Genomic DNA, 22724 nt, shown 5'->3' with positions numbered 1-22724 from the left:
GTTCGTGTTCCATCGCCGCGAGCAGGCGAACCTGGCCGGACGGCCGGAGAAATGCATTCGGAGGAGAGACTTCTATGTCCAGGCACAAGGCGTCGGAGCATGTCGAGAAGAACGCCGCCGAGCGGGCCAAGAGACTGCGGCCGGACGGCATCGACCAATATCTGACCCTCAGTGGCGGGTTCGCGCACATGAACGAGGACCCCTTCACCGATCGCATCGAGCGCGAGCCGTCCCGCGACCACGTCACGGTCGCGGTCATCGGCGGGGGGTTCGCCGGCCTGATGACGGGCGCCCACCTGCAGGAGAAGGGGGTCGCCGATGTCAGGATCGTGGACACCGGCGGCGACTTCGGCGGAACCTGGTACTGGAACAGGTACCCGGGCGCCCAGTGCGACATCGCGTCCATGATCTACCTGCCGTTGCTGGAGGAGACCGGCTACGTGCCCACCGAGTGGTACGTGCGCGGCCCGGAGATCCTGGAGCACTGCCAACGCATCGGCAAGCAGTACGGGCTGTACGAGAAAGCGCTCTTCCACACCCGGGTCACCGGCTTGGACTGGGACGAGTCCGCCCGCCTGTGGACGGTGCGGACCGACCGCGGTGACGAGTTCACCGCCCAGTTCGTGTGCCTGGGGCTCGGCCACCTGTCCGTGCCGAAGCTCCCCGGCATCCCGGGCATCGAGAGCTTCGCGGGCCACGCCTTCCACGCGAGCCGATGGGACTACGCCTACACCGGCGACCCGGTCGGCGGACCGCTGGGCAACCTGCGGGACAAGCGGGTGGCGATCATCGGCACCGGCGCCACCGCGGTGCAGTGCGTCCCTCACCTGGCCACCGCATGCCGGGAACTGCTGGTGTTCCAGCGCACGCCTTCCGTCATCGAGGTCCGCAACAACCGGCCGATCGACCCGGAGTGGTTCGCGCAGATGGCCACGCCCGGATGGCAGCAGCGCTGGCTGGACAACTACGCGGCCAACATGACGTCGGCCGAGCAGCCGGCCGAGGATCTGATCAACGACGGCTGGACCGCCATGGCCAGGATGTGGCGCAACGCCGAAGAGACCTCACGCCCGGACCCGGACACGTCCGAGGAGCTCGGCGCCGCGTACTACGCGGACATGGAGAAGATGGGCCAGCTCCACGCCCGCGTGGAGAAGACGGTCAAGGACTCACGGACCGCGGAACTTCTCAAGCCCTGGTACTGGCTTCCGTGCAAGCGCATGACCTTCCACGACGAGTACCTGAACGCCTACAACGAGCCGACGGTCCGTCTCGTCGACACGGACGGCAAGGGGGTCGAGCGGATCACGCCGCGAGGTGTCGTGGTGGACGGCACCGAGTACGAGGTGGACTGCATCATCTACGCGTCGGGGTTCGAGGTCGGCACCGCGCCCACCCGGCGCGCCGGATTCGACCCCGTCGGCAGGGACGGCAGGCGACTGTCGGAGCACTGGACCGACGGCATGCGCACGATGCACGGTCTCCATGTGCAAGGGTTCCCCAACGCGTTCCTCGTTCAGTCGCTCACGGGCGGGACCCGGTTCTCCAACCTCTCGCACAACCTGTCCGAGGCGGCCAAGACCGTCGCCGCCGTCGTCTCACACGCGGTCACCACGGGAGCCGACGTCGTCGAACTCACCCGGCAGGCGGAGGACGCCTGGATGAGCAATGTGGGTGTCGACCCGGAGTGGCGCACGTTCCTGGGCACGGAATGCACCCCCGGCTACTCCAACAACGAGGGAATGGATCTCGGTCCGCATTCCCTTTGGGACGAATACGAGTTCCCCGATGGCCTGGGCTTCTTCCGGCACCTTCAGAAATGGCGAGGCAGCGGGGAGTTCGACGGCCTGGAATTCCACCGTTCGGACAGCTGAAGCCGCTTGCCCCGTCTCGCCGGCGAGACAGTCCTCCCGGGCTCCGTCGAGTGCTGCCCGGGACTCATTCACCCTGGTGAGTGCCGGCTGCTAGCCTCGCGAAGTCGATACAACTCCGTTTTCTCTTTGCCAATTAATTCTGCCGACATAACGGCTCCCGATCCCGCTGCGGCCCGACGCGTGGCCGGTGATTTCGGCGCCTTAGCCATCGGCTGCGGATCGCGACTGGTAGCGGTCGGAAAACAGCGAGGTAGCCTGCATGATTCCGTTGTCGTTTGCGCAGCAGCGGTTGTGGATCATCGGTCAGCTGGCGGGGCCGAGCGCGGCGTACAACATGCCGTTGGTACTGCGTCTGTCCGGACCGCTGGACCGGCAGGCGCTGACCGCGGCACTGGCCGACGTGGTGAGCCGGCACGAGAGCCTGCGAACCGTCTTCCCCGTCATCGACGGCGAACCCGTCCAGCACATCGTGCCCGCCGACAAGGTCTCCCTCCCCCTGACCTGGACGGACACCGACGACGAAAAGGTCACCGACCTCGCCGTCCAGGCCGCCGGACACATCTTCGACCTCGCCACCGAAATCCCGCTGCGCGCCCACGCCTTCACCACCCGGCCCGACGAACACGTCCTGGTACTCCTGGTCCACCACATCGCCTGCGACGGCTGGTCAGTCGGCCCCCTCGGCACAGACCTCGCCACCGCCTACACGGCACGCACCGCCCACACCGCCCCGGCCTGGACCGAACTCCCCATCCAGTACGCCGACTACACCCTGTGGCAGCGCGACCTGCTCGGCTCCGAAAACGACCCCACCAGCACCGTCGCCCGCCAGTCCGCCTTCTGGCGCGACGCACTGGCCGCACTCCCCGTCGAACTGGACCTGCCCCTCGACCGGCCACGCCCCCCAACCGCCACCCAGCACGGCGCCCAGACACCCGTCACCATCGACGCACACATCCACACCCGCATCACCGAACTGGCCCGACAGACCGGCGTGACACCCTTCATGACCGTCCAGGCCGCCCTGGCCGTCCTGCTGTCCCAACTCACAGGCGCCACCGACATCCCCCTCGGCACACCGGTCGCCGGACGCACCGAAGAAGCCCTCCACGACCTGATCGGCTTCTTCCTCAACACCCTCGTCCTGCGCACCGACGTCTCCGGCAACCCCACCTTCACCCAACTCCTCACCCGAGTACGGGACACAGACCTCGCCGCCTTCGAAAACCAGGACCTCCCCTTCGAACACCTCGTCGAGATCATCGCCCCACCACGAACCGCAGCACGCCACCCCCTCTTCCAGGTCATGCTGTCCTTCGACACCAACACCGAAGCCGCCTTCGACCTCCCCGGACTCACCACCAGCGAATTCGAGATCCCCGGACACGAAACAGCCAAATTCGACCTCAACTTCGAGTTCGAGGAGCGGTTCGGTCCTGAGGGACAGCCGGCCGGCATCAAGGGGATTCTCGAATACGCCACCGACCTGTTCGACCACCACACGGTCCAGGCACTGGCCGAGCGGCTCAGCCACCTGCTCGCAGAACTGACCTCCGACCCCGACCAGCCCATCGGTCTGGCGGGCCACCAGACGCGGACCCGCGGGTTCCGCAGCGAACTCGGCGAGGTCGAGGCGGTACTCGCGGGGTATCCCGGCGTCGCCGAGGCCACGATCGTCGCCCGCGAGGACATCCCGGGCGACAAGCGCCTGGTCGGCTACGTGGTGCCCGCCCCCGGCCTCGACCCGGAAGTCACCGTACGGCTGCCCGCGATCCTGCGCGAGCACGCTGCCGGGCTGCTGCCCGCGCACGTGGTGCCGGCCGCGGTCGTGGTCCTGGACCGGCTGCCGATGACGGATCACGGGAAACTGGACCACGAGGCCCTGCCCGCACCGGACCATGCCGTCGTGGCCGCCCGCCGTGCTCCGACGACCGTGCAGGAAGAGATCCTGTGCGCCGCGTTCGCCAAGGTGCTGAACCTGGAGCTGTCCACCGTCGGCATCGACGACAACTTCTTCCTGCTCGGCGGCCACTCCCTGCTCGCGACCCGGCTGGTCGCCCGCATCCGCGCCCTGCTCGGAGTCGAACTCGGCATCCGTACCCTGTTCGAAGCCCCCAACATCGCCGCCCTGGCCAAGGCGCTGGCCGGGGCGGGCCCCTCGCGTCCGGCGCTGGTGACCGCGGATCGTCCGGAGCCGCTGCCGTTGTCGTCCGCGCAGCAGCGGTTGTGGTTCCTGCACGAGTTGGAGGGACCGAGCGCCACCTACAACATCCCGGCGGTCATCAGGCTTTCCGGTGCGATCGACACCGGTGCGCTGGACGCGGCGTTGCGGGATGTCCTCGGGCGCCACGAGGTGCTGCGCACGCTCTTCCCGTCGGTCGAGGGACGGCCGTACCAGCGGGTGGTGCCGGTCGAGGAACTCGGCGAGGTGCTCACCGTGGTACCGGCCGCCCTGGTCGGGCCGTCCGGCCTGACCGCGTCGATCAGCGAGGCGGAGGGCCACTGCTTCGACCTCTCGGCCGAAGTGCCGTTCCGGGCCTGGCTGTTCGAAGCCGGTGCGGACGAACACGTGCTGGTGCTGCTCGTGCACCACATCGCCGGTGACGGCTGGTCGCTGGCGCCGCTGGCCCGGGACCTCTCGGTGGCGTACACAGCGCGCCTGGCCGACCAGGAACCCGGATGGGCGCCGCTGCCGGTCCAGTACGCGGACTACACGCTCTGGCAGCGTGAACTGCTCGGCGAGGCGACCGACCCCGAGAGCCTGCTGAGCAAGCAACTGGCCTACTGGCGCGGCGCGCTGTCCGGCATACCGGAGGAACTGCCGCTGCCCGTCGACCGTGCCCGCCCCGTGGTGGCCACGCATCAGGGCGGGAGCGTGACGCTGGAGATCCCCGCGCTGCTGCACGCCCGGGTCGCCGAACTGGCCCGGGACGAAGGCGCGACGGTCTTCATGGTGCTCCAGGCCGCGGTGGCCGTGCTGCTCTCCCGGCTCGGCGCCGGCCAGGACATCGTGATCGGAACCCCGACGGCGGGGCGCACCGACACCGCGCTCGACGACGTCGTCGGGTTCTTCGTCAACACGCTCGTCCTGCGCACGGACGTGTCCGGCGGTCCGTCCTTCGGCGAACTGCTCGCCCGGGTGCGGGAGCAGGCGCTCGACGCGTTGGCGCACCAGGACGTGCCGTTCGAGCGCCTGGTCGAGGAGCTGGCCCCGGCCCGCTCCATGGCCCGCCATCCGCTGTTCCAGGTCACGCTCGCGCTCCAGAACAACGCCGATCCCGTGCTCCAACTGCCCGGCCTGCGCACGAGCGTCCTGCCCGACGAGGACAACCCGGCGAAGTTCGACCTCTCCTTCGACCTGCGCGAACGCTTCGACGAGCACGGCCGGGCCGCCGGAATGACCGGCGAGATCTTCTACGCCGTAGACCTGTTCGACCATGCAAGCATCGAGCAGCTCGCCGAACGCTTCACCCGTGTCCTCGACACCCTGACCACCGGCCCGGACCAGCGGGTCGACCAGGTCCCGGTGCTCTCGGCCGCGGAGCAGGAGAAGGTGCTGCACACCTGGAACGACACCTCCCGCTCCGTCCCGCCCACGACCCTGCCGGCGCTCTTCCAGGAACAGGCCGCCCGCACCCCCGAGGCCATCGCGGTCGTCTTCGACGGCACCACCTTGACCTACGGCGAGCTCAACACCCGCGCCAACCGGCTCGCGCACCACCTGATCGAGCACGGGGTCGGCCCCGAGGACATCGTGGGCATGGCACTGCCACGGTCGATCGACCTCGTCGTGGCGATGCTCGGCGTACTCAAGGCGGGCGCGGCGTATCTCCCGATCGACACCGAATACCCGAAGGAACGGGTCCGGTTCATGATCGAGGACGCGAAGCCGTCGTACGTGGTGACGCTCCAGGCCACCGCGGCATGGCTGCCGGCCGACGCGCCCCTTCTGGTCCTGGACGGCGCCGCCACCCAGGACGAGCTGACCGCGCACCCGGCCTGGGGTCACGACCCGACCGACATCGAGCGCACCGGCCCGCTGACCCCCGCCCATCCTGCCTACGTCATCTACACCTCCGGCTCCACCGGAACTCCCAAGGGCGTGGCGGTATCGCACCACAGCATCACCAACTTCATCAGCGTTCACCGTGAGTCGGTCTTCGCCTGCGCCGCCGATCTGTCGGGCAGTCGCCCGCTGCGGGTCGCGCTGACCACCTCCATATCCTTCGACGCGGTGTGGGACCAGCTGTCGTGCCTGCTGGAGGGGCACGAGCTGCACGTCGTGAGCACGGAGGTGCTCTCCGACATCGGTCTCCTCGCGGCCTGGCTGGACGCACACGACGTCGACTTCCTGGAGCTGACCCCCACGCACATGGCCGCCGCTGTGTCGGAAGGCCTGTTCGACGACGGCCGCCGTACTCCGGCACTGCTCGTGGTGGGTGGCGAGGCCGTGCCCGACTCGCTCTGGGAGTGGCTCGGATCGCTGGGTGAGGGCACCCGCAGCTTCAGCTTCTACGGGCCCACGGAGTGCACGGTCTACCAGGTCTTCGCCGAGCCGCGGTCCACGCCGCGGCCGATACTCGGCGGACCCACCTTCAACATGCGGGTGTTCGTGCTCGACGACGGCCTGGAACCGGTGGCCCCCGGTGTGACGGGCGAGTTGTACGTGGCGGGTGCCGGTCTGGCGCGTGGCTACCTGAACCGTCCCGCACTGACCGCGGAGCGGTTCGTGGCGTGCCCGTTCGGTGCGCCCGGCGAGCGGATGTACCGGACCGGGGACCTGGCGCGGTGGCGGGCGGACGGGACCCTCGAGTTCGTCGGCCGGGCCGACGACCAGGTGAAGATCCGGGGGTTCCGGATCGAGATCGGGGAGGTCGAGGCGGTGCTGGCCCGGTATCCCGGTATCGCCCGGGCCGTGGCGGTGGTCCGCGAGGACATGCCCGGTGACAAGCGTCTGGTCGGTTATGTGGTACCCGCCCCGGGTCAATCCCCGGAACAGATCGCACAGTTGCCCGGCCTGTTGCGCCGGCATGCCGCGGGGCCGCTTCCGGATTACATGGTGCCGGCCGCGGTCGTGGTCCTGGACCGGCTGCCGTTGACCGCCAACGGCAAGCTGGACCGCAAGGCCCTGCCCGTCCCGGACTACGCGGTCTCCTCGACTCACCGCGCTCCGACGACCGTGCGGGAGGAGATGCTGTGTGCGGCGTTCGCCGAGGTGCTGGGTCTGCCCTGTGTCGGCGTCGACGACCACTTCTTCGAACTCGGCGGGCACTCCCTGCTCGCGACCCGGCTGGTCGCCCGCATCCGCGCCCTGCTCGGGATGGAGATCACCATCCGCGCGTTGTTCGAGGCCCCCACTGTCGCCGCCCTGGCCGGTGCGCTGGTCGAGGCGGGACCCTCCCGTCCGGCGCTGGTGGCCGGGGTTCGTCCGAAGTCGCTGCCGTTGTCGTTTGCGCAGCAGCGGTTGTGGATCATCGGTCAGCTGGCGGGGCCGAGCGCGGCGTACAACATGCCGTTGGTACTGCGTCTGTCCGGACCGCTGGACCGGCAGGCGCTGACCGCGGCACTGGCCGACGTGGTGAGCCGGCACGAGAGCCTGCGAACCGTCTTCCCCGTCATCGACGGCGAACCCGTCCAGCACATCGTGCCCGCCGACAAGGTCTCCCTCCCCCTGATCTGGACGGACACCGACGACGAAAAGGTCACCGACCTCGCCGTCCAGGCCGCCGGACACATCTTCGACCTCGCCACCGAGATCCCGCTGCGCGCCCACGCCTTCACCACCCGGCCCGACGAACACGTCCTGGTACTCCTGGTCCACCACATCGCCTGCGACGGCTGGTCAGTCGGCCCCCTCGGCACAGACCTCGCCACCGCCTACACGGCACGCACCGCCCACACCGCCCCGGCCTGGACCGAACTCCCCATCCAGTACGCCGACTACACCCTGTGGCAGCGCGACCTGCTCGGCTCCGAAAACGACCCCACCAGCACCGTCGCCCGCCAGTCCGCCTTCTGGCGCGACGCACTGGCCGCACTCCCCGTCGAACTGGACCTGCCCCTCGACCGGCCACGCCCCCCAACCGCCACCCAGCACGGCGCCCAGACACCCGTCACCATCGACGCACAAATCCACACCCGCATCACCGAACTGGCCCGACAGACCGGCGTGACACCCTTCATGACCGTCCAGGCCGCCCTGGCCGTCCTGCTGTCCCAACTCACAGGCGCCACCGACATCCCCCTCGGCACACCGGTCGCCGGACGCACCGAAGAAGCCCTCCACGACCTGATCGGCTTCTTCCTCAACACCCTCGTCCTGCGCACCGACGTCTCCGGCAACCCCACCTTCACCCAACTCCTCACCCGAGTACGGGACACAGACCTCGCCGCCTTCGAAAACCAGGACCTCCCCTTCGAACACCTCGTCGAGATCATCGCCCCACCACGAACCGCAGCACGCCACCCCCTCTTCCAGGTCATGCTGTCCTTCGACACCAACACCGAAGCCGCCTTCGACCTCCCCGGACTCACCACCAGCGAATTCGAGATCCCCGGACACGAAACAGCCAAATTCGACCTCAACTTCCTGCTGCGAGGGTCGTACGAGCCGGACGGGCGACCGACCGGGATCACGGGGATCATCGCGTACGCCACCGACCTGTTCGACCACCACACGGTCCAGGCACTGGCCGAGCGGCTCAGCCACCTGCTCGCAGAACTGACCTCCGACCCCGACCAGCCCATCGGCAAGGTCGAAGTCCTGGATACGGCTCAACGGAACGTGAATCCGGACCGGTTGGAGACCCGGCCGGGGCTCGGCCCCGGAAGGCGGCGGGTGGTGGCTCGTCCCGGTCCTCCGCTGGAACAGCCGCTCGGTGGAGCCGCAGACTGAGTGCCCGGGGGAAGTCCAGGCACGCCCCCACACCGCCCGGCATGTCCTCGATCACCCGTGCGGCGAATTCGACCCGATAGGAAGACTGTGATGGACCAACGCGCCGAGACCCGGCGTTCCCGACCGGGAGCCAAGATCCGTGAGGCGGTGGGGCGCTCATGAGCGAGGATGCCGCGAGCGCCGGGAAGAAGCCGGCTTCGCTGTTCCGCCAGCGGAACTTCGTGCTGCTGTGGACAGGTCAGTCGGCCTCGGTCCTCGGTTCCCAGATCACCTACGTCGCGATGCCGCTGACCGCGGTCCTGCTGCTCCACGCGACGCCGATGGAAGCCGGCGTGCTCGTCGCCCTCGAGACGCTGCCCTTCCTGCTCTTCGGCCTCTTCGTCGGCGTGATGCTGGACCGCCGGGCGCGCCGTACCGTGATGATCGTCGCCGACGTCGTGCGCGCCACGGCCCTCGCCTGGATCCCCATCGCGCACGGGCTCGACGTGCTGAACATCGGTCAGCTTTTCGTCGTGGTCTTCGTCGTCGGCGTGATGACCGTGTTCTTCGACCTCGCGCACCAGTCCTACACACCCAGTCTGATCGGGCGGGACCGGCTCGGCGACGCCAACGCGAAGCTGGAACTCTCGGACTCGATGGCGCAGGTCGTCGGGCCGGGCGCGGCGGGCCTGCTGATCAGCGCGCTCAGCGCACCGGTGGCGATCGCGGTGGACGCGGCGAGCTACGTCCTGTCCTTCTTCACGGTGGCGGGACTGCCGGCCGACGAGCCGCCGAAGCCTCAGCCCGGAGCGGCGACCCTCTCGGTCCGTGCCTCGATCCGTGAGGGATTCGCCGCGATCGTGCGGCACCCGCTGCTGCGCTGGTTCACCACGGCCGCGCTGATCATCAACCTGTTCTCCGGCGCCCTGATGTCGGTGTTCTTCCTCTATCTGCTCCGGGTGCTCGACATGGGCTCGAAGCAGGTCGGTCTGATCGTCGCGGTCGGCAGCGTCGGCGCCCTGGTCGGCGTCCTCCTGGTCGGCCCACTGACCGGACGGTTCGGCGTCGGCCCGACACTGATTCTGACGATGGCGATGCCCGGGCTGGGGTATCTCGTCCTCGCGGCCGTACACGGCCACTCACTGGCGGCGATCGCCGTCGTCGCGGTCTCCTCCTTCGTCGTCCAGTTCAGCGTTCCCGTCTTCAACGTGACGGTGATCAGCTTCCGGCAGGTCTCCACCCCGGACGAGCTGCTCGGGCGGGTGAACGCCACGGCCCGTACCTGCGCCTTGGGTGCGTACTCGCTCGGCTCACTGCTCGGCGGTGCGCTCGCGTCCGGCACCGGGCTGCGGACGGCTGTGGTGGTGGCCGCGGGCGGGACGTTCCTGGCCTCGCTGGCCCTGCTGTTCTCACCCGTGCGCGCGGTACGCAGCCTTGAGGCATCCCCCACCACCGACTCGGCCCCCGCTCCGGAGCCCGCATGACCATTCAGGAGCAGACATCATGACGAGCGTCGAGACCTGGCAGGAGGAGGGCTATCAGCTCTCCCCGCAACAGCTCGCCCGGTTGGGCGAGGCCCGGAGCATGGCGGTGCGCACCGTTCGCACCGCCACCCGGATACCTGCACCGGACCTGGAGGCCCGGATCGCGACGGCGGTCGCGACGCACGAGAGCCTGCGTACGCGGTACACCGAGTTCGCTGGGCTGCCCACGCTCGTCCAGGTCGTGGATCCGGTGAGTCCGGTCGCGATCGAGCAGCCGGGAACGGATCGCACCGTGTTCCGTGCGGGCGCGCTGACCGTCGAGCACGAACTCGCTCCGGACGGCACGCAGTTGGTGCTCACCCTGCCGCGGCTGAGCGTCGACGACGCTTCCTGGACCCGGCTTGCCGGCCTGCTGCTGGAGGACACGGACGCCCCGGCCGAGGACGCGGTGCTGCAGTACGCCGATGTCGCCGCCTGGCTCGGTGAGGTGCTGGACGAGTCGGCGCAGCCGCCGGTGGCCGGCGAGGCGGCGCGGCAGTCGTCGAAGCCGTCCTCGGCGCTGCCCTTCCTCACTCCCGTCGCCCTTTGGGACGCGGCCGCCGAGCCGGTGAGCGCCTCGGCCGTCGTCGAGGGGCCGGCTCTGGAACGGCTGGACGAGCTCACCGGACGGTGCGGCGTGAGCGAGGCGGCGGTGCTGCTGGCTCTCTGGCGCTCGCTGTACGGCCGGTACTGCCGCGACGCCGACGACCATGTGCTGGTGCTGGCCGACGGCCGGTCCACGGAAGGCCTGGAGAACGTGCTCGGCCTGTTGGAGCGTCCGGTACCGGTGCGGCTGGAGATCGGCGCGGACACCCCGGTCGCCGACGCGCTCCAGGCATCGCAGGACGCGCTCCGCTCCGTAGCGGCGATCGAGAACCAGATCGACCCGGGGACCGCGGCCTCCGCACACCGTGCGGCGGACGTCTGCCCGCTCTCGTACCGGCACCGCCTGGACCGGTGGGCCGAGGAACTCTCGGCCGGTGCGTCCGTCCACGAAGCTCCTGGTGCGCTGCACCTCGACTGCGTGCGCGGGTCGCGGAGCCTGCGCCTGACCTTCGTCGGCGGCTCGGGCCGCGTCGCCCAGGCCGACTTGGACCTCGTCGCGGAGGCGTTCGGACATCAGCTGACCGATCTGCTGTCCGGTGGCACGGAGCGCGCCGTCGGCGGCCTGCGCCTCACCGCGCCGAACGCGCCGAACGCCGAGGCCGGGCCCCGTGCGTCGGACGCCTCGGTGCTCGACCGCTTCCTCGCACAGGCGGAGCGCACGCCCGCGCAGCCCGCGCTGCGCTGCGGCGAGAGTGTCGTGTCCTACCGGGACGCGGCGCAGGGCGCGGACGCGGTGGCGCACCTGCTGCGCGAGCACGGCGTGCGGGCCGGGCAGCGGGTCGCGCTGTTCGTTCCCGCCTCGGCGGAAACGGTCGTCGCGATGCTCGGCGTCTGGCTCGCCGGCGCGGCGTTCGTCCCCCTCGACCCCACGTGGCCGCAGCAGCGGATCGAGACGATCCTGCGGGAGGCCGACCCCGCGCTGCTGCTCACCCCCGATCCGAAGGCCGATCACGAGGGCTCCGTCCGCATCGTGTGCACGGCCGACGCGGTCGTCGACCCGGGGCGCGCGGTGACTTCCGGCGCGGCGGCCACGGGCGCCGCCTATGTGATCTTCACGTCGGGCACCTCGGGGCTTCCCAAGGGCGTCGTCATCGGGCACGAGCAGCTGTCGCACTACGCCTCGGCGATCGGCGGGACGCTCGCCCTGTCCGAGGGCGCCGAGTTCGCGGCGGTCTCCACCCTCGCCGCCGACCTGGCCTACACGGCGGTCTTCCCGACCCTGGCCGGCGGTGGCTGCGTCCAGCTCATCCCCACCGAGACCGCCACGAGCCCCGCGGCTCTCACCGAGTGGTTGCGGGGGAGCCCCGCGGCCGCGATGAAGCTGGTCCCCTCGCACCTCTCCGCGCTGCTGGCCGAGGCTGCCGATCCGCTCGCGCTTCTGCCGAGCGAGGTGCTCGTGCTCGGCGGCGAACTGCTGCCGCGTCCGTTGTACGAGCGGCTGCGACAGATCGCGCCGTCCTTGCGTCTGTACAACCACTACGGCCCGACCGAGTCGACGGTGGGCGCCGCATGCCTCCCGCTGGACGCCTCGATCGATGAACGCTGTTCGTCGATCCCGGTGGGCTCCGGCCTCGGGGCGAACGTCCTGACGGTGGTCGACGCGGAGGGTGCCGCGCTGCCGCCCTGGTGCCCAGGAGAGGTGCTGATCAGCGGGCCCGGCGTGGGCCTCGGCTACCTCGCGCGGTTGCGCGAAGGCGGGTCGGGCTTCGGTACGGCGGACAGCGCGGACGCCCACCGGACCGGTGACCTCGGCCGCCTGGTACCCGGCCACGGCATCGAGATCCTCGGCCGGATCGACGACCAGGTGAAGCTGCGCGGATACCGCGTACAGCTCGGCGAGATCGAGACGCTGCTGGCGGACCGGCCCGGCGTCGGCGCCGCGGCGGTCGTGGCGCGCGCGGACGCCGACGGACTCGTCACGCACCTGGACGCCTACCTCACCGCCGCCGGCGGAGTGGACGTCTCCGTCGAGGACGTACGGGCAGCCGTCGGTCTGCACCTCCCGGCCGCCCTCGTGCCGACCGGGTGGCAGGTGCTGGAGCGGTTCCCGCTGACCCGCAACGGCAAGCTCGACCGCCGTGCCCTCGCACCGATCGCGCCGCCGAAGGCCCGGGCGGGCCGGCCGCGCGACTCGGTGGAACAGCGTCTGCTGGCGATCTGGTCCTCGATCCTCGGCCAGGACATCTCCTCCCCCGACGCGGACTTCTTCGAGTTCGGGGGACAGTCGCTGCGTGCGATCAAGCTCATGGCCCAGATCAACAACGCCTTCGGCCTGCGCCTGCCGATGTCCGCGGTGTTCAGCGCCCCGACCGTCGCGGCGATGGCGGAGCTGGTGCGCAGGAGCGACGTCCAGGACTCCAACCTGGTCCCGCTGCGCGCCGCCCGCGGACCGCAGGAGCAGGCACCGGTCTTCTGCGTCCACCCCGGCGGCGGCAACACGCTCAGCTACTGGGAGCTGGCCCGGCTGATGCCGGCGGACCGGTCGGTCTACGGCATCGAGGCCTGGGGTCTGCACGGCAGGCCGCCGCAGGACGATTTCGCCGCCATGGCCGAGGAGTACGCGGCGAACATCGCGGCCGTCGGCGATGCCCCTCCCGTGATCATCGGCTGGTGCTTCGGCGGCATCATGGCCTACGCCACGGCCCAGGCGCTGCGCCGTTCCGGGCGCGAGGTGGCGCAGCTGATCATCGTCAACTGCGGTGTCCCCGGTGACGCGGAGAGCGCCCTGGCGCGGCAGCCCGCCGACTATCTCCTGCGCCGCTTCGCCTTCCACTACCAGCTGGACCTGCCGGAGGGGCCGCCGCTCGGTCATCTCGGTCATCAGGTACTGCTCAAGGCCATGCAGGACGTCGGGCGGCTGCCTCCCGACTCCGGTGAGGCGGAGCTGCGGAGCCTGCTGGACGTCTACATGACCAACATGACTGCTCTGGACCGCTACTTCGTGCAGGAGCAGGCCGAACTCGGCCGAGCCGACTTCCCGGTGCTGCTGGTGCGCGCCGAGCCGGCCGACGAGCCGCAGGATCCCGACCGTAGGTGGGGCTGGGGATCGGTGGTCGGGCCTGGGCTCGGCTTCGCCTCGGTGGCAACGACCCACCACGGCATCATGCGACAGCCCGCGGTGGAGGAACTCGCCGAGCTGATCCGACGGGAGATCGACGCATGACACACAGCACGGCCGGGTTCACCGCCGAGGAAATGAGGTCCAGGACATGAACGAAGCGACTTCCAGGGCACCGGGACCGCGCCCCCTCCTGGGCGCGACTCGGCGGCAGGTGCGGATACCCAGCGGGGATTCGGTGCATATCGGCTTCCTGCCGGAGTCACCGACGACCCCCGTCCTCATCACGCCGGCCGGTCCCGGCGTCGACCTGCCCGGCTGGCTGCGCGCGAACCGGGAAGAACTCGAAGCACGGCTGCTGCGGCACGGCGCGGTCCTGCTCCGGGGGTTCCACGCCGGTTCGGTGGAGAAGTTCGAACAGGCCGCCTCGGCGATTTGCGGCACTCTCTTCCCTGAATACGGGGACCTTCCGCGAGAGGGCGAGTCGGCCCGCGTGTACAAGTCGACGCCGTATCCGGAAGACCTCTCGATCCTGTTCCACAACGAGAGTTCGCATCTGCCGCAGTGGCCGATGCGGCAGTTCTTCTCGTGCATCGTGGCCCCGCAGTCCGGTGGCCAGACGCCGATCGTCGACTGCCGGACGGTTCTCACCCGGATGCGTCCGGAGCTGGCCGAGCTGTTCGCCACCAAGAAGCTCCGTTATGTCCGCAACTTCATCGAAGGCGTCGACGTCAGCTGGTCGCGCTTCTTCGGCACCGAAGATCCCGCCGAGGTCGAGCGCAAGTGCGCCGCGGAGGGGACGAGCTTCGAGTGGACGCCGGACGGCGGCCTGCGGACCTCGCGTCAGGCCGAGGCGGTGCTGCGCCACCCGACGACCGGCGAGGCCGTGTTCTTCAACCAGCTGGCGCTGCACCACCCATCGTCGCTGGACCCGGAGACGCGCTCCTCGCTACTGGAGATCTGCGGCGATCAGGGGATGCCGCGCAACGTCTTCTGGGGCGACGGCACCGTCATCGACGACGCCCTGGTGGACGAGGTCCGCGACCTGATGGACCGGGAATCGGTCGCCTTCTCCTGGCAGGAGGGTGACGTCCTCGTCATCGACAACATGCTGGTGGCGCACTCACGCAGTCCCTTCACCGGGCCGCGGAAGATCGTGGTGGCGCTCGGCGACATGACCGGCGAGGCCGTGCCTGCATGAGCTGAGTTCGGTTCGAGCTCTGGGCGCGGACCACCCGGGTGGCGCGGCAGGCAGCAGTTCGCCGCGCCGCCATCGCCGCCTGCCTTCGTTCCGGCGGCGATCAGGAATAGCGATATCGCATGACACCGACGCCGGTGTCTCGCCGGCGAGACACTCCCCATGCGAGGCCAGTTACTCAGCTGCCGCTACGGTGACGGCTGGTTATCGTCACTGTTACGCTGACGGCCGTTTGATCGATTTCTCAGGAGAATCCGTGGCGAATCCGTTCGACGATGATGAAGGCGCATGCCTGGTTCTGGTGAACGACGAGAACCAGCATTCGCTGTGGCCCGCATTCAGCGCGGTACCGGCCGGCTGGAAGGTGGCGTACGGCCAGGAAACTCGCAAAAACTGCCTTGAATACGTTTCCGCGCACTGGACGGACATGAGGCCGGCCAGCCTGGTCAGGGCGATGGGCGATGAACCGCGCTAGAGGGATATGACGTACGTGGTGACAGACAACGAGTTCCGCAATCCTATGGACGCACTGGTGGTCAGTAGCGTGCGGACCCTCTTGGACGACACGAGCGTCAGTATCGACGGCCATTTCCTGGAAATCGGCGGCAATCCCATTGCCGCCATCCGCCTCGGGTAGATCCTGAGCGAAAAACTTGGAATACCCCGCGCTGTCCGCATCGTCTTCAAGAATCCAGCGCTCAGAGACCTCGGCGAAGCGCTCAGCGATCTGGCCGGCGAAAAGGCCAGACCGCCCACCGCCGCGGCGCACATCCCGGCGCCCCGCCGCGTTGCCTCGCCTTGCCACGCAGGCGGAGTGCTCGACACTTCTTCATTCACCCGCCCTCCCTCCCCGTCTTTCGGGGGCCGAAGGGCGCCACTTCCAAACTTCGTGCCTCATCCACACGAAGTCGCTGATGCCTGCCCGACTGCCGCAGCGATCTCGCGGGAGGCTGCCACAGGGGAAGGTGCCAAAAATGACCTCCGACGCAAGCACGGCGCCGCAGGGCCTGTTCCGACGGGCCAAGGTGAACGCCGTCGACGAGCGGACGTTCCTCTTCAAACTCTTTGTCGCGTACGCCCTTTGGGCGCTCGGCGTGGCGCTCGCGCTGTTGACCGGGCTGTGGCCGCTGCGGGTGCTGGGTGTCATATTGATCGGCGCGATGTACGCACACTGGCTGGAACTGCAACACCAGTGCCTGCACCACTCGGCGTTCCGGCGCTCCCGACGGCACCGGATCGCCGGCGTCCCGCTGGGCGTGCCCATGCTCGTCTCGTACAGCCATTACCGCGTCCTGCATCTGCAGCACCACCGCTATCTGGGCACCGACCAGGACTCGGAGTTCTTCGGCTTCGACTCGCGTCAGCCTGTCACCTGGGGGGCGCTGGTCCGCGAGGCCCTGGCCTTCGGCCGGCTGGGTGGCGCGGTCGCGGACGTCGTGCGCGCCTGGACGGGTTCCTGGACCTACGACTCCGGCCAGATAGCACCGGCCCGCAAGCGTGAAGTAATCGCCGAGTACCGGCTGTTCATCCTGCCGATCCTCGCGGCCGTCACGCTCACCGTGCTCGGCCAGGGCGAACTGGTGCTGTGGGTGTGGCTGTTGCCCTTGCTGGTCGCGGTGCCCCTGCACTTCCTCGTCGAACTGCCCGAGCACATCATGTGCGACAACTCCAGCACCGACGTGCTGACCAACACCCGCTCCATCACCGGCAGTTGGTTCAGCACCTGGTACACCAACGGCAACAACCTGCACATCGAGCACCACGCGGCCATGGTCGTCCCGATCAACCAGCTCCGCGAGCGCCACGACCTGACGCTGTCGTACGCGAGGCACACCTCCCCCAGCTATCCGCAGTTCTTCCGCGCCATCGCCAAAGAGGCCGCCGCCAACGGCCGGAAGGCCCGTGCACAGGACGGCACCCGTGCCGAATAGCACAAGTCGCGCATGCATGGGACGCACTCACGAAGGTAGGACGGCATGAGCGACACCTCGGAGCGGCTGCGCGAGCAGTCCCCCGCCCAGAACGCCCTGCACACGCGGCGGCTAGAGGAGCGCACCGCGGCGGCACCGGGTGGGATCACCAGACGCCCGGCGGGCACGGGCGCCCCCTTGTCCTTCGCACAGCAGCGCCTGTGGTTCCTGGACCAGCTCGGCTCCGGGAACGCGGCGTACAACATGCCGTACTCGCTGCGGCTGTCGGGTCCGGTGGACCTGGACACGGCGGTGCGGGCCTTCCAGGCCCTGGTGCGGCGGCACGAGACCCTGCGGACCAGCTATCCCTCGGTCGACGGCGAGCCGGCGCAGACCATCGCCCCGGTGGACACCCATGTCTGGGAGCCCCGGGTCGTCGACCTGCGCGGCGCGGACGACGCCGAGGAGCAGGCACGGCAGCTGGCAGCCCAGGACGCGCGGGCGCCGTTCGACCTCGGCCGGGGTCCGCTGCTGAGGGTGACGCTGGTGGCGCTCACCGAGCGGGAAACCGTCGCGCTGATCAACCTGCACCGCATCGTCACCGACGACTGGTCGATGACGGTACTGACGGACGAGTTCTGCCATCTGTACGACGCCTTCCGCGCCGGCGGCGCCGATCCGCTGCCGCCCCTCGCCGTCCAGTACGCCGACTACGCCCACTGGCAGCGCGAGCAGTTCACGGACGGTGCGGCGAACCGGGGGGCGCACGGGCCGGCGCACTGGCGTAAGCGGTTCAGCGGCGAGCTGCCCAGTCTGCGGGTGCCGACCGACCGTACCCGACCTACCGTGCAGACCTACGCGGGCCGGACCCGGTCCTTCACCCTGTCCGCCGAGGTGACCGCCGGGCTGCGGGAGCTGGGCGGCGCCGCGAACGCCACCCTGTTCATGACGCTGCTCGCCGGATACGCGGCCCTGCTGCACCGCTACTCGGGCCAGGACGACATCGTGGTGGGCACCACCGTGGCCGGCCGTCACCGGCCGGAGACCGAACCACTCGTCGGCCTCTTGGCGAACACCCTGGCCCTGCGCACGGACCTGGCGGGCGACCCGACGTTCCGCGAGCTGCTCGCCCGTACCCGGCAGGCGTGCATCGCGGACTTCGCCCATCAGGACGTTCCCTTCGCGCGCGTGGTCGAGGAGGTGCAGCCGGACCGCGATCTCAGTCGCACCCCGCTGTTCCAGACGATGCTGTCACTGCACGACGCCCCCCGGCCGATGCCGGACCCGACGGGGCTGCGCGTCAGCCCGTTCGGCGGCGAGGGCCGGACCACGGCGCTGCACGACCTGAGCCTGCACGTCGTCGACGAGGGCGACCGGCTGCGCTGCGCATGGGAGTTCAACGTCGACCTGTTCGCCGACGCCACCATCGAGCGGATGGCCGCCCATTTCGAACGGCTGCTGCTCGGCGCCGTGACGGACGCCGATCTGCCGCTGTCCCTGCTGCCGCTGCTCTCGGAGCCGGAGCGGGCCGAACTCCTGAACCGGGACAACCTGATCTCCGTCGAGGTCGCCCCCGACACGTGTGTGCACCACCTGTTCGAGGAGCACGTCCGCGCCACCCCCGACGCCGTGGCGGTGGTGGACGGCGAGGACCGGGTCAGCTACCGCGAACTCGACCGGCGGGCCGGGATCATCGCCGCCCGGCTGCGCGCGCTCGGTGTCGGCCCGGAGTCCCGGGTGGGACTCTGCGCGCCGCGCTGCCCCGACTCGGTGGCGGCCCTGCTGGGCGTCCTCAAGGCGGGCGGCGCGTATGTGCCGCTCGATCCGGCCCACCCGGTGGACCGCCTGCTCCATGTGCTCTCGGACGCCTCCGTACGCCTGCTCCTGACCCGCCGCGACGTGGTGGCCTCGGTACCCGGGCTCACCGAAGGGGTGAGCGTCGGCTACCTCGACGACTGGCTCGCCGAGGGCGCCGTTGCGGCGCAGGAGGAGCCGGCCGCCGTCCCGCCGGTGCGGCACGCCGAACCGAACGCGGACAACCTGGCGTTCCTCGTGTACACCTCGGGCTCGACCGGCCGGGCCAAGGGGGCGATGCTCACCCATGGCGCCCTGATGAGCGCCTTCCGCTCCTGGGAGCGGGTCTACGGCCTGGGCAGGGTGGTACGCCGGCATCTGCAGGCCGCGAACATCGCCTTCGACGTGTTCACCGGCGACATGGTCCGCGCGCTGTGCTCCGGCGGCACGCTGGTGCTCTGCCACCGTGAAGCGCTGCTGGATCCGGCGCGGCTGTACACGCTGCTCCAGCGGGAGCGGATCGACTTCGCCGACCTCGTCCCGGTCGTCATCCGCCGGCTCAGCGCCTATGTGGCCGAACAGGGGCGGATGCTGGACAACTTCAAGGTGCTGGCCGTCGGCGCGGACATCTGGTTCATGCAGGATTACTGGAACCTGGCGAAGCTGTGTCCTCCCCGCACCCGTCTGGTCAACTCGTACGGCGTCACCGAATCGACCGTGGACAGCAGCCTGTTCGAGACTCCGATGCCCGAGCGCGGTGACGAGGAGCCGGTGCCGATCGGGCGCCCGCTGCCCAACACCCAGTTCTACGTCCTCGACAACCGGCTCCAGCCGGTGCCCTTCGGAGTGAACGGCACCCTCTACATCGGCGGCCTGGCCCTGGCCCGCGGCTACGTGGGGAGCCCCGAGCTCACCGCCGAGCGGTTCCTTGCACATCCCTTCTCCAAGAGGCCGGGAGCCCGCCTGTACAACACCGGCGACCTGGCGCGGATTCTTCCCACGGGTGACGTGGAGGTGCTGGGCCGGGTGGACCGGCAGGTCAAGCTGCGCGGCTTCCGGATCGAGCTGGAGGAGGTCGAGTCGGTGCTCGGCCAGCACCCGGACGCCCAGGACGCCGCCGTGATCGTCCGGGAGGACGCCCTGGGCGAGCGGCGCCTGGCCGGCTATGTCGAGCCGCGACCCGGACGCAGCCCGGACCCGGTCGCTCTGCTGCAGTACCTGCGCACCCAACTGCCTTACTACATGGTGCCGTCCACCATCACGCTGCTCGAACGGATACCGCTGAACGCGAACGGCAAGCACGACCGCAGGGCTCTGCCCGCTCCGGCGCCCGTGGCGGATGCGGTCGAGCGGCCCGCCGGGTTCGCCACCGCCACACAGGAGCGTGTAGCGCGGATCTGGTCACAGGCGCTGGGCGCCGACGTGGTCACCCCCGAGGACGACTTCTTCCAGCTCGGCGGAGACAGCCTGCTGACGCTGCGGATCCTGTTCGCACTACGCCGCGCTTTCGGCGTGGACCTGCCCCCGATCACCCTGTTCGCGGCGACGACGGTGGAGGAGCTGGCCCGCCGCATCGACCTCGCCGCGTCGACACCCGCTTGATCCGCGGCCCCTCCCCGCGCGTCTCCGGGCCCCGGACGGGAGGCGCCGCGACGGTCCTGCCGACGATCGAGTACGGCAGGACAGGAACCAACAGGGCTCCTGTGCCAGTGAGTTGAGACGTCGAACGTCTCCCTCAACGGCACGGGAGCCTTGTCCGTTGCGTACGTCTACGTCGTCACCCGATCAGAGGCCACACCGAAAAGCCTCAGTCACCATCGTCGCCCTGCCGGCCGCCCCCGCGGCTGCACGCTCATCGATGCCCACCGGCCCCGACGTCATCCCGCGGAGACGGACTCCCTGAACGATCCCGTCGCACCGTTACCGCTCTACAGGGCCCGGCAGCCTTCGGCCGCCGGGCCCTGTAGAGGACGGATCATGACGCACCGCCGGCTCGCCCGCGACTACGAGAGCCTCACCACCAGCCCCGAAGCCATGATCCACATCACCTCGGTCGGCAACCTCACCAAGCGCATGACGGACGAAACGACACCCACCTGGCGAGGAACCCACTAAGGCATGAGCGACAAGCCGCCCAGCTCAAACGCCCTCTCAGAACGTCGAGTCCTCCCGCCGGTACAGGACGCCCTCGCTCCACACCAGGTCGAGCTGGCCCCACTCGATCGCCGACGCGACGTCGGGGAAGAAGCTGCGGCCGTTGTAGTTCGCGCTCGTGTTGCACAGGACCGGTATGCCGCTGCACTTGTAGTACTCGCGCAGGATGGCGTGCAGGTTCGGGTCGTCGGACGCGTTGACGGTCTGCAGCCGTGCGGTGCCGTCCAGGTGCATGACGGCCGGGACACGGTCGATCCACTCGGGACGGACCCAGTGTTCGAACAGCATGTACGGGTCCGGCGTGCCCGGGTTGAAGACGGTCGGGGCATGCTCTTCCAGGCAGATGGGCGCGACCGGCCGGTAGTGCTCACGGCTCTTCACGTCGTTCAGGAGCCGCTTCATCGACGTCTCGACCGCCGAGGCGATGATGCTGCGTCCGCCGAGCGCGCGGGGTCCCAGTTCAGCACGGCCGTCGAGCACGACCGCGGGCTGGCCTGTGGTGTGCAGGATCTGGGCCAGTTCCTCCGGCGTGCAGGGCGACGTGCTCCAGCCGCGCGGCAGGTCCGGCGTCGGTTCGAGAGCCGGGCCCAGCCGGGGGCCCCACTGGATCGGCCGGAGCCCGGAGCCGCCGGCCGCGGCCAGGCAGGCCGTGCCGATGGCGACGCCGGAGTCGTCCGGGAACGGCGGCACCCACATGGCCTTGATCGTCGGGTGGGAGCGCAGGGCGCTGTTCCACTTGATGTTCAGCGCGCAGCCGCCGGCGAAGCACAGGTTCCAGGCGCCGCCGCCCTTCCACGCCTGGATCTTCTTGGTCACCCGGTCGATCAGCAGTTCTTCGAGGAACGTGTGGACGCTGGCCAGCACGTCCTCGTCGGAGACCCCGAGCGCGGCGGTGCGGGCCTGCACGGCGGTGAGGAACTGGTGCACGTAGGCGTGCGAGGGCTCACCGGTGCTGCCGCACCCGATGATGGTCCGCCGGTACTCCCGCACCCGCGGCGAGTCGGCGTCGAAGAACTCGGAGAACTCCTCGCGGAAGACCTGCTTGATCCGCTCCCGCGAGGTGCCCATGGCGATGTACGCCATCATCTTCCCGGCCACGGAGAGGTCGTCGACGTTCTTCGACTTGTTCTGCCGCTTGAACGGGCCCCAGTACTGCGCGGTCATCGCGTAGGTGTGGCCGATGAGCGGGAACGCCTCGCCGCCGGCCTCGATCCGGCCGTCGGCGTCCACGCAGTACAGCCGCGGGAAGCAGCCGCCGTCCCAGACCAGCACCATCGACGGCTCGCCGCGGCGCGCGAACGGGCTGGTGCAGTAGGCCGAGGCCAGGTGGCCGGCGACGTGGACGTAGCTGTCGTAGTCCAGCGCCTGGCCGCCGATCGCGATCCGGCCGCGGTGGCCCGGCAGCGCCGGGTCGGGCACCAGGTCGGTCTCCCGGTAGGAGGCGACGAGGACCTCGGTCTGGATCCCGCCGGCGAGCACCTTGACGTGGCCGTTGGCGGCGCCGTCCCAGCCGTCCAACGCCCATGCGTCGACGTCGCCGACCTTGAGGCCGAACTTGTCCATGACGCCGATCAGGTCGTCGAGTTCGTCGACGTTGCTGTACCGGGCGCCGTTGGCGATCTTCTGCATCTCGACGTTGAACACCAGACGGTCCTCGTCGAGGATCGCGAGGCCGCCGCTTTGCGTGAGTTTCAAACCTGCCGTGATCATGGTCTATCGGCTCCCGTTTCTCC

The 22724-nt window shown here is 69.7% G+C and carries 10 protein-coding genes and 1 pseudogene; 10 read left to right on the top strand and 1 reads right to left on the bottom strand.

Annotated elements, in window-relative coordinates; translation table 11 throughout:
- Nucleotides 1-74 precede the first annotated feature (74 nt).
- The 10 genes and pseudogenes from OOK07_RS32975 to OOK07_RS32930 all read left to right on the top strand — a co-directional run.
- Nucleotides 75-1874, top strand: a complete 1800-nt coding sequence (locus OOK07_RS32975; RefSeq protein ID WP_266800075.1) for a flavin-containing monooxygenase — start codon at nucleotides 75-77, stop codon at nucleotides 1872-1874.
- A 259-nt stretch (nucleotides 1875-2133) separates the two neighbouring features.
- Nucleotides 2134-8769, top strand: coding sequence for a non-ribosomal peptide synthetase (locus OOK07_RS32970; protein WP_266800073.1), 6636 nt, complete (start codon nucleotides 2134-2136; stop codon nucleotides 8767-8769).
- 158 nt (nucleotides 8770-8927) lie between these two features.
- A complete protein-coding gene (locus tag OOK07_RS32965; protein ID WP_266685449.1) occupies nucleotides 8928-10232 on the top strand; it encodes an MFS transporter in 1305 nt (434 codons plus the stop codon).
- Between the two features lie 19 nt (nucleotides 10233-10251).
- Entirely contained in the window at nucleotides 10252-14040 is a 3789-nt protein-coding gene (locus tag OOK07_RS32960; RefSeq protein WP_266800071.1) for an amino acid adenylation domain-containing protein, read from the top strand.
- A 46-nt stretch (nucleotides 14041-14086) separates the two neighbouring features.
- Nucleotides 14087-15136 (top strand): TauD/TfdA family dioxygenase, encoded by a 1050-nt coding sequence (locus tag OOK07_RS32955; RefSeq protein ID WP_266800069.1) that lies wholly within the window; start codon nucleotides 14087-14089, stop codon nucleotides 15134-15136.
- Nucleotides 15137-15389: 253 nt separating this feature from the next.
- Nucleotides 15390-15608: an MbtH family protein gene (locus OOK07_RS32950; protein WP_266800067.1), complete on the top strand. Its 219-nt coding sequence runs from the start codon at nucleotides 15390-15392 to the stop codon at nucleotides 15606-15608.
- 18 nt (nucleotides 15609-15626) lie between these two features.
- Nucleotides 15627-15770, top strand: a complete 144-nt coding sequence (locus OOK07_RS32945) for a hypothetical protein (protein WP_266685445.1) — start codon at nucleotides 15627-15629, stop codon at nucleotides 15768-15770.
- Between the two features lie 337 nt (nucleotides 15771-16107).
- The gene (locus OOK07_RS32940) at nucleotides 16108-17064 is read left to right on the top strand and encodes a fatty acid desaturase family protein (RefSeq protein ID WP_266800066.1); all 957 of its coding nucleotides are present in this window, start codon (nucleotides 16108-16110) and stop codon (nucleotides 17062-17064) included.
- Between the two features lie 45 nt (nucleotides 17065-17109).
- Nucleotides 17110-20439, top strand: a complete 3330-nt coding sequence (locus tag OOK07_RS32935; protein ID WP_266800064.1) for a non-ribosomal peptide synthetase — start codon at nucleotides 17110-17112, stop codon at nucleotides 20437-20439.
- A 366-nt stretch (nucleotides 20440-20805) separates the two neighbouring features.
- A pseudogene (locus OOK07_RS32930) lies at nucleotides 20806-20952 on the top strand (IS5/IS1182 family transposase); the annotation flags it as partial.
- A 36-nt stretch (nucleotides 20953-20988) separates the two neighbouring features.
- Here the strand turns inward: OOK07_RS32930 and OOK07_RS32925 are convergent.
- Entirely contained in the window at nucleotides 20989-22701 is a 1713-nt protein-coding gene (locus OOK07_RS32925) for a carbamoyltransferase N-terminal domain-containing protein (protein ID WP_266685442.1), read from the bottom strand.
- Between the last annotated feature and the right edge of the window lie 23 nt (nucleotides 22702-22724).

The sequence above is a fragment of the Streptomyces sp. NBC_00078 genome, from assembly GCF_026343335.1.
In the GTDB taxonomy this organism is placed as follows: Bacteria; Actinomycetota; Actinomycetes; order Streptomycetales; family Streptomycetaceae; genus Streptomyces.
Note: the sequence above shows the minus strand (reverse complement) of the source record. Positions and strands in the feature narration are given on the sequence as shown.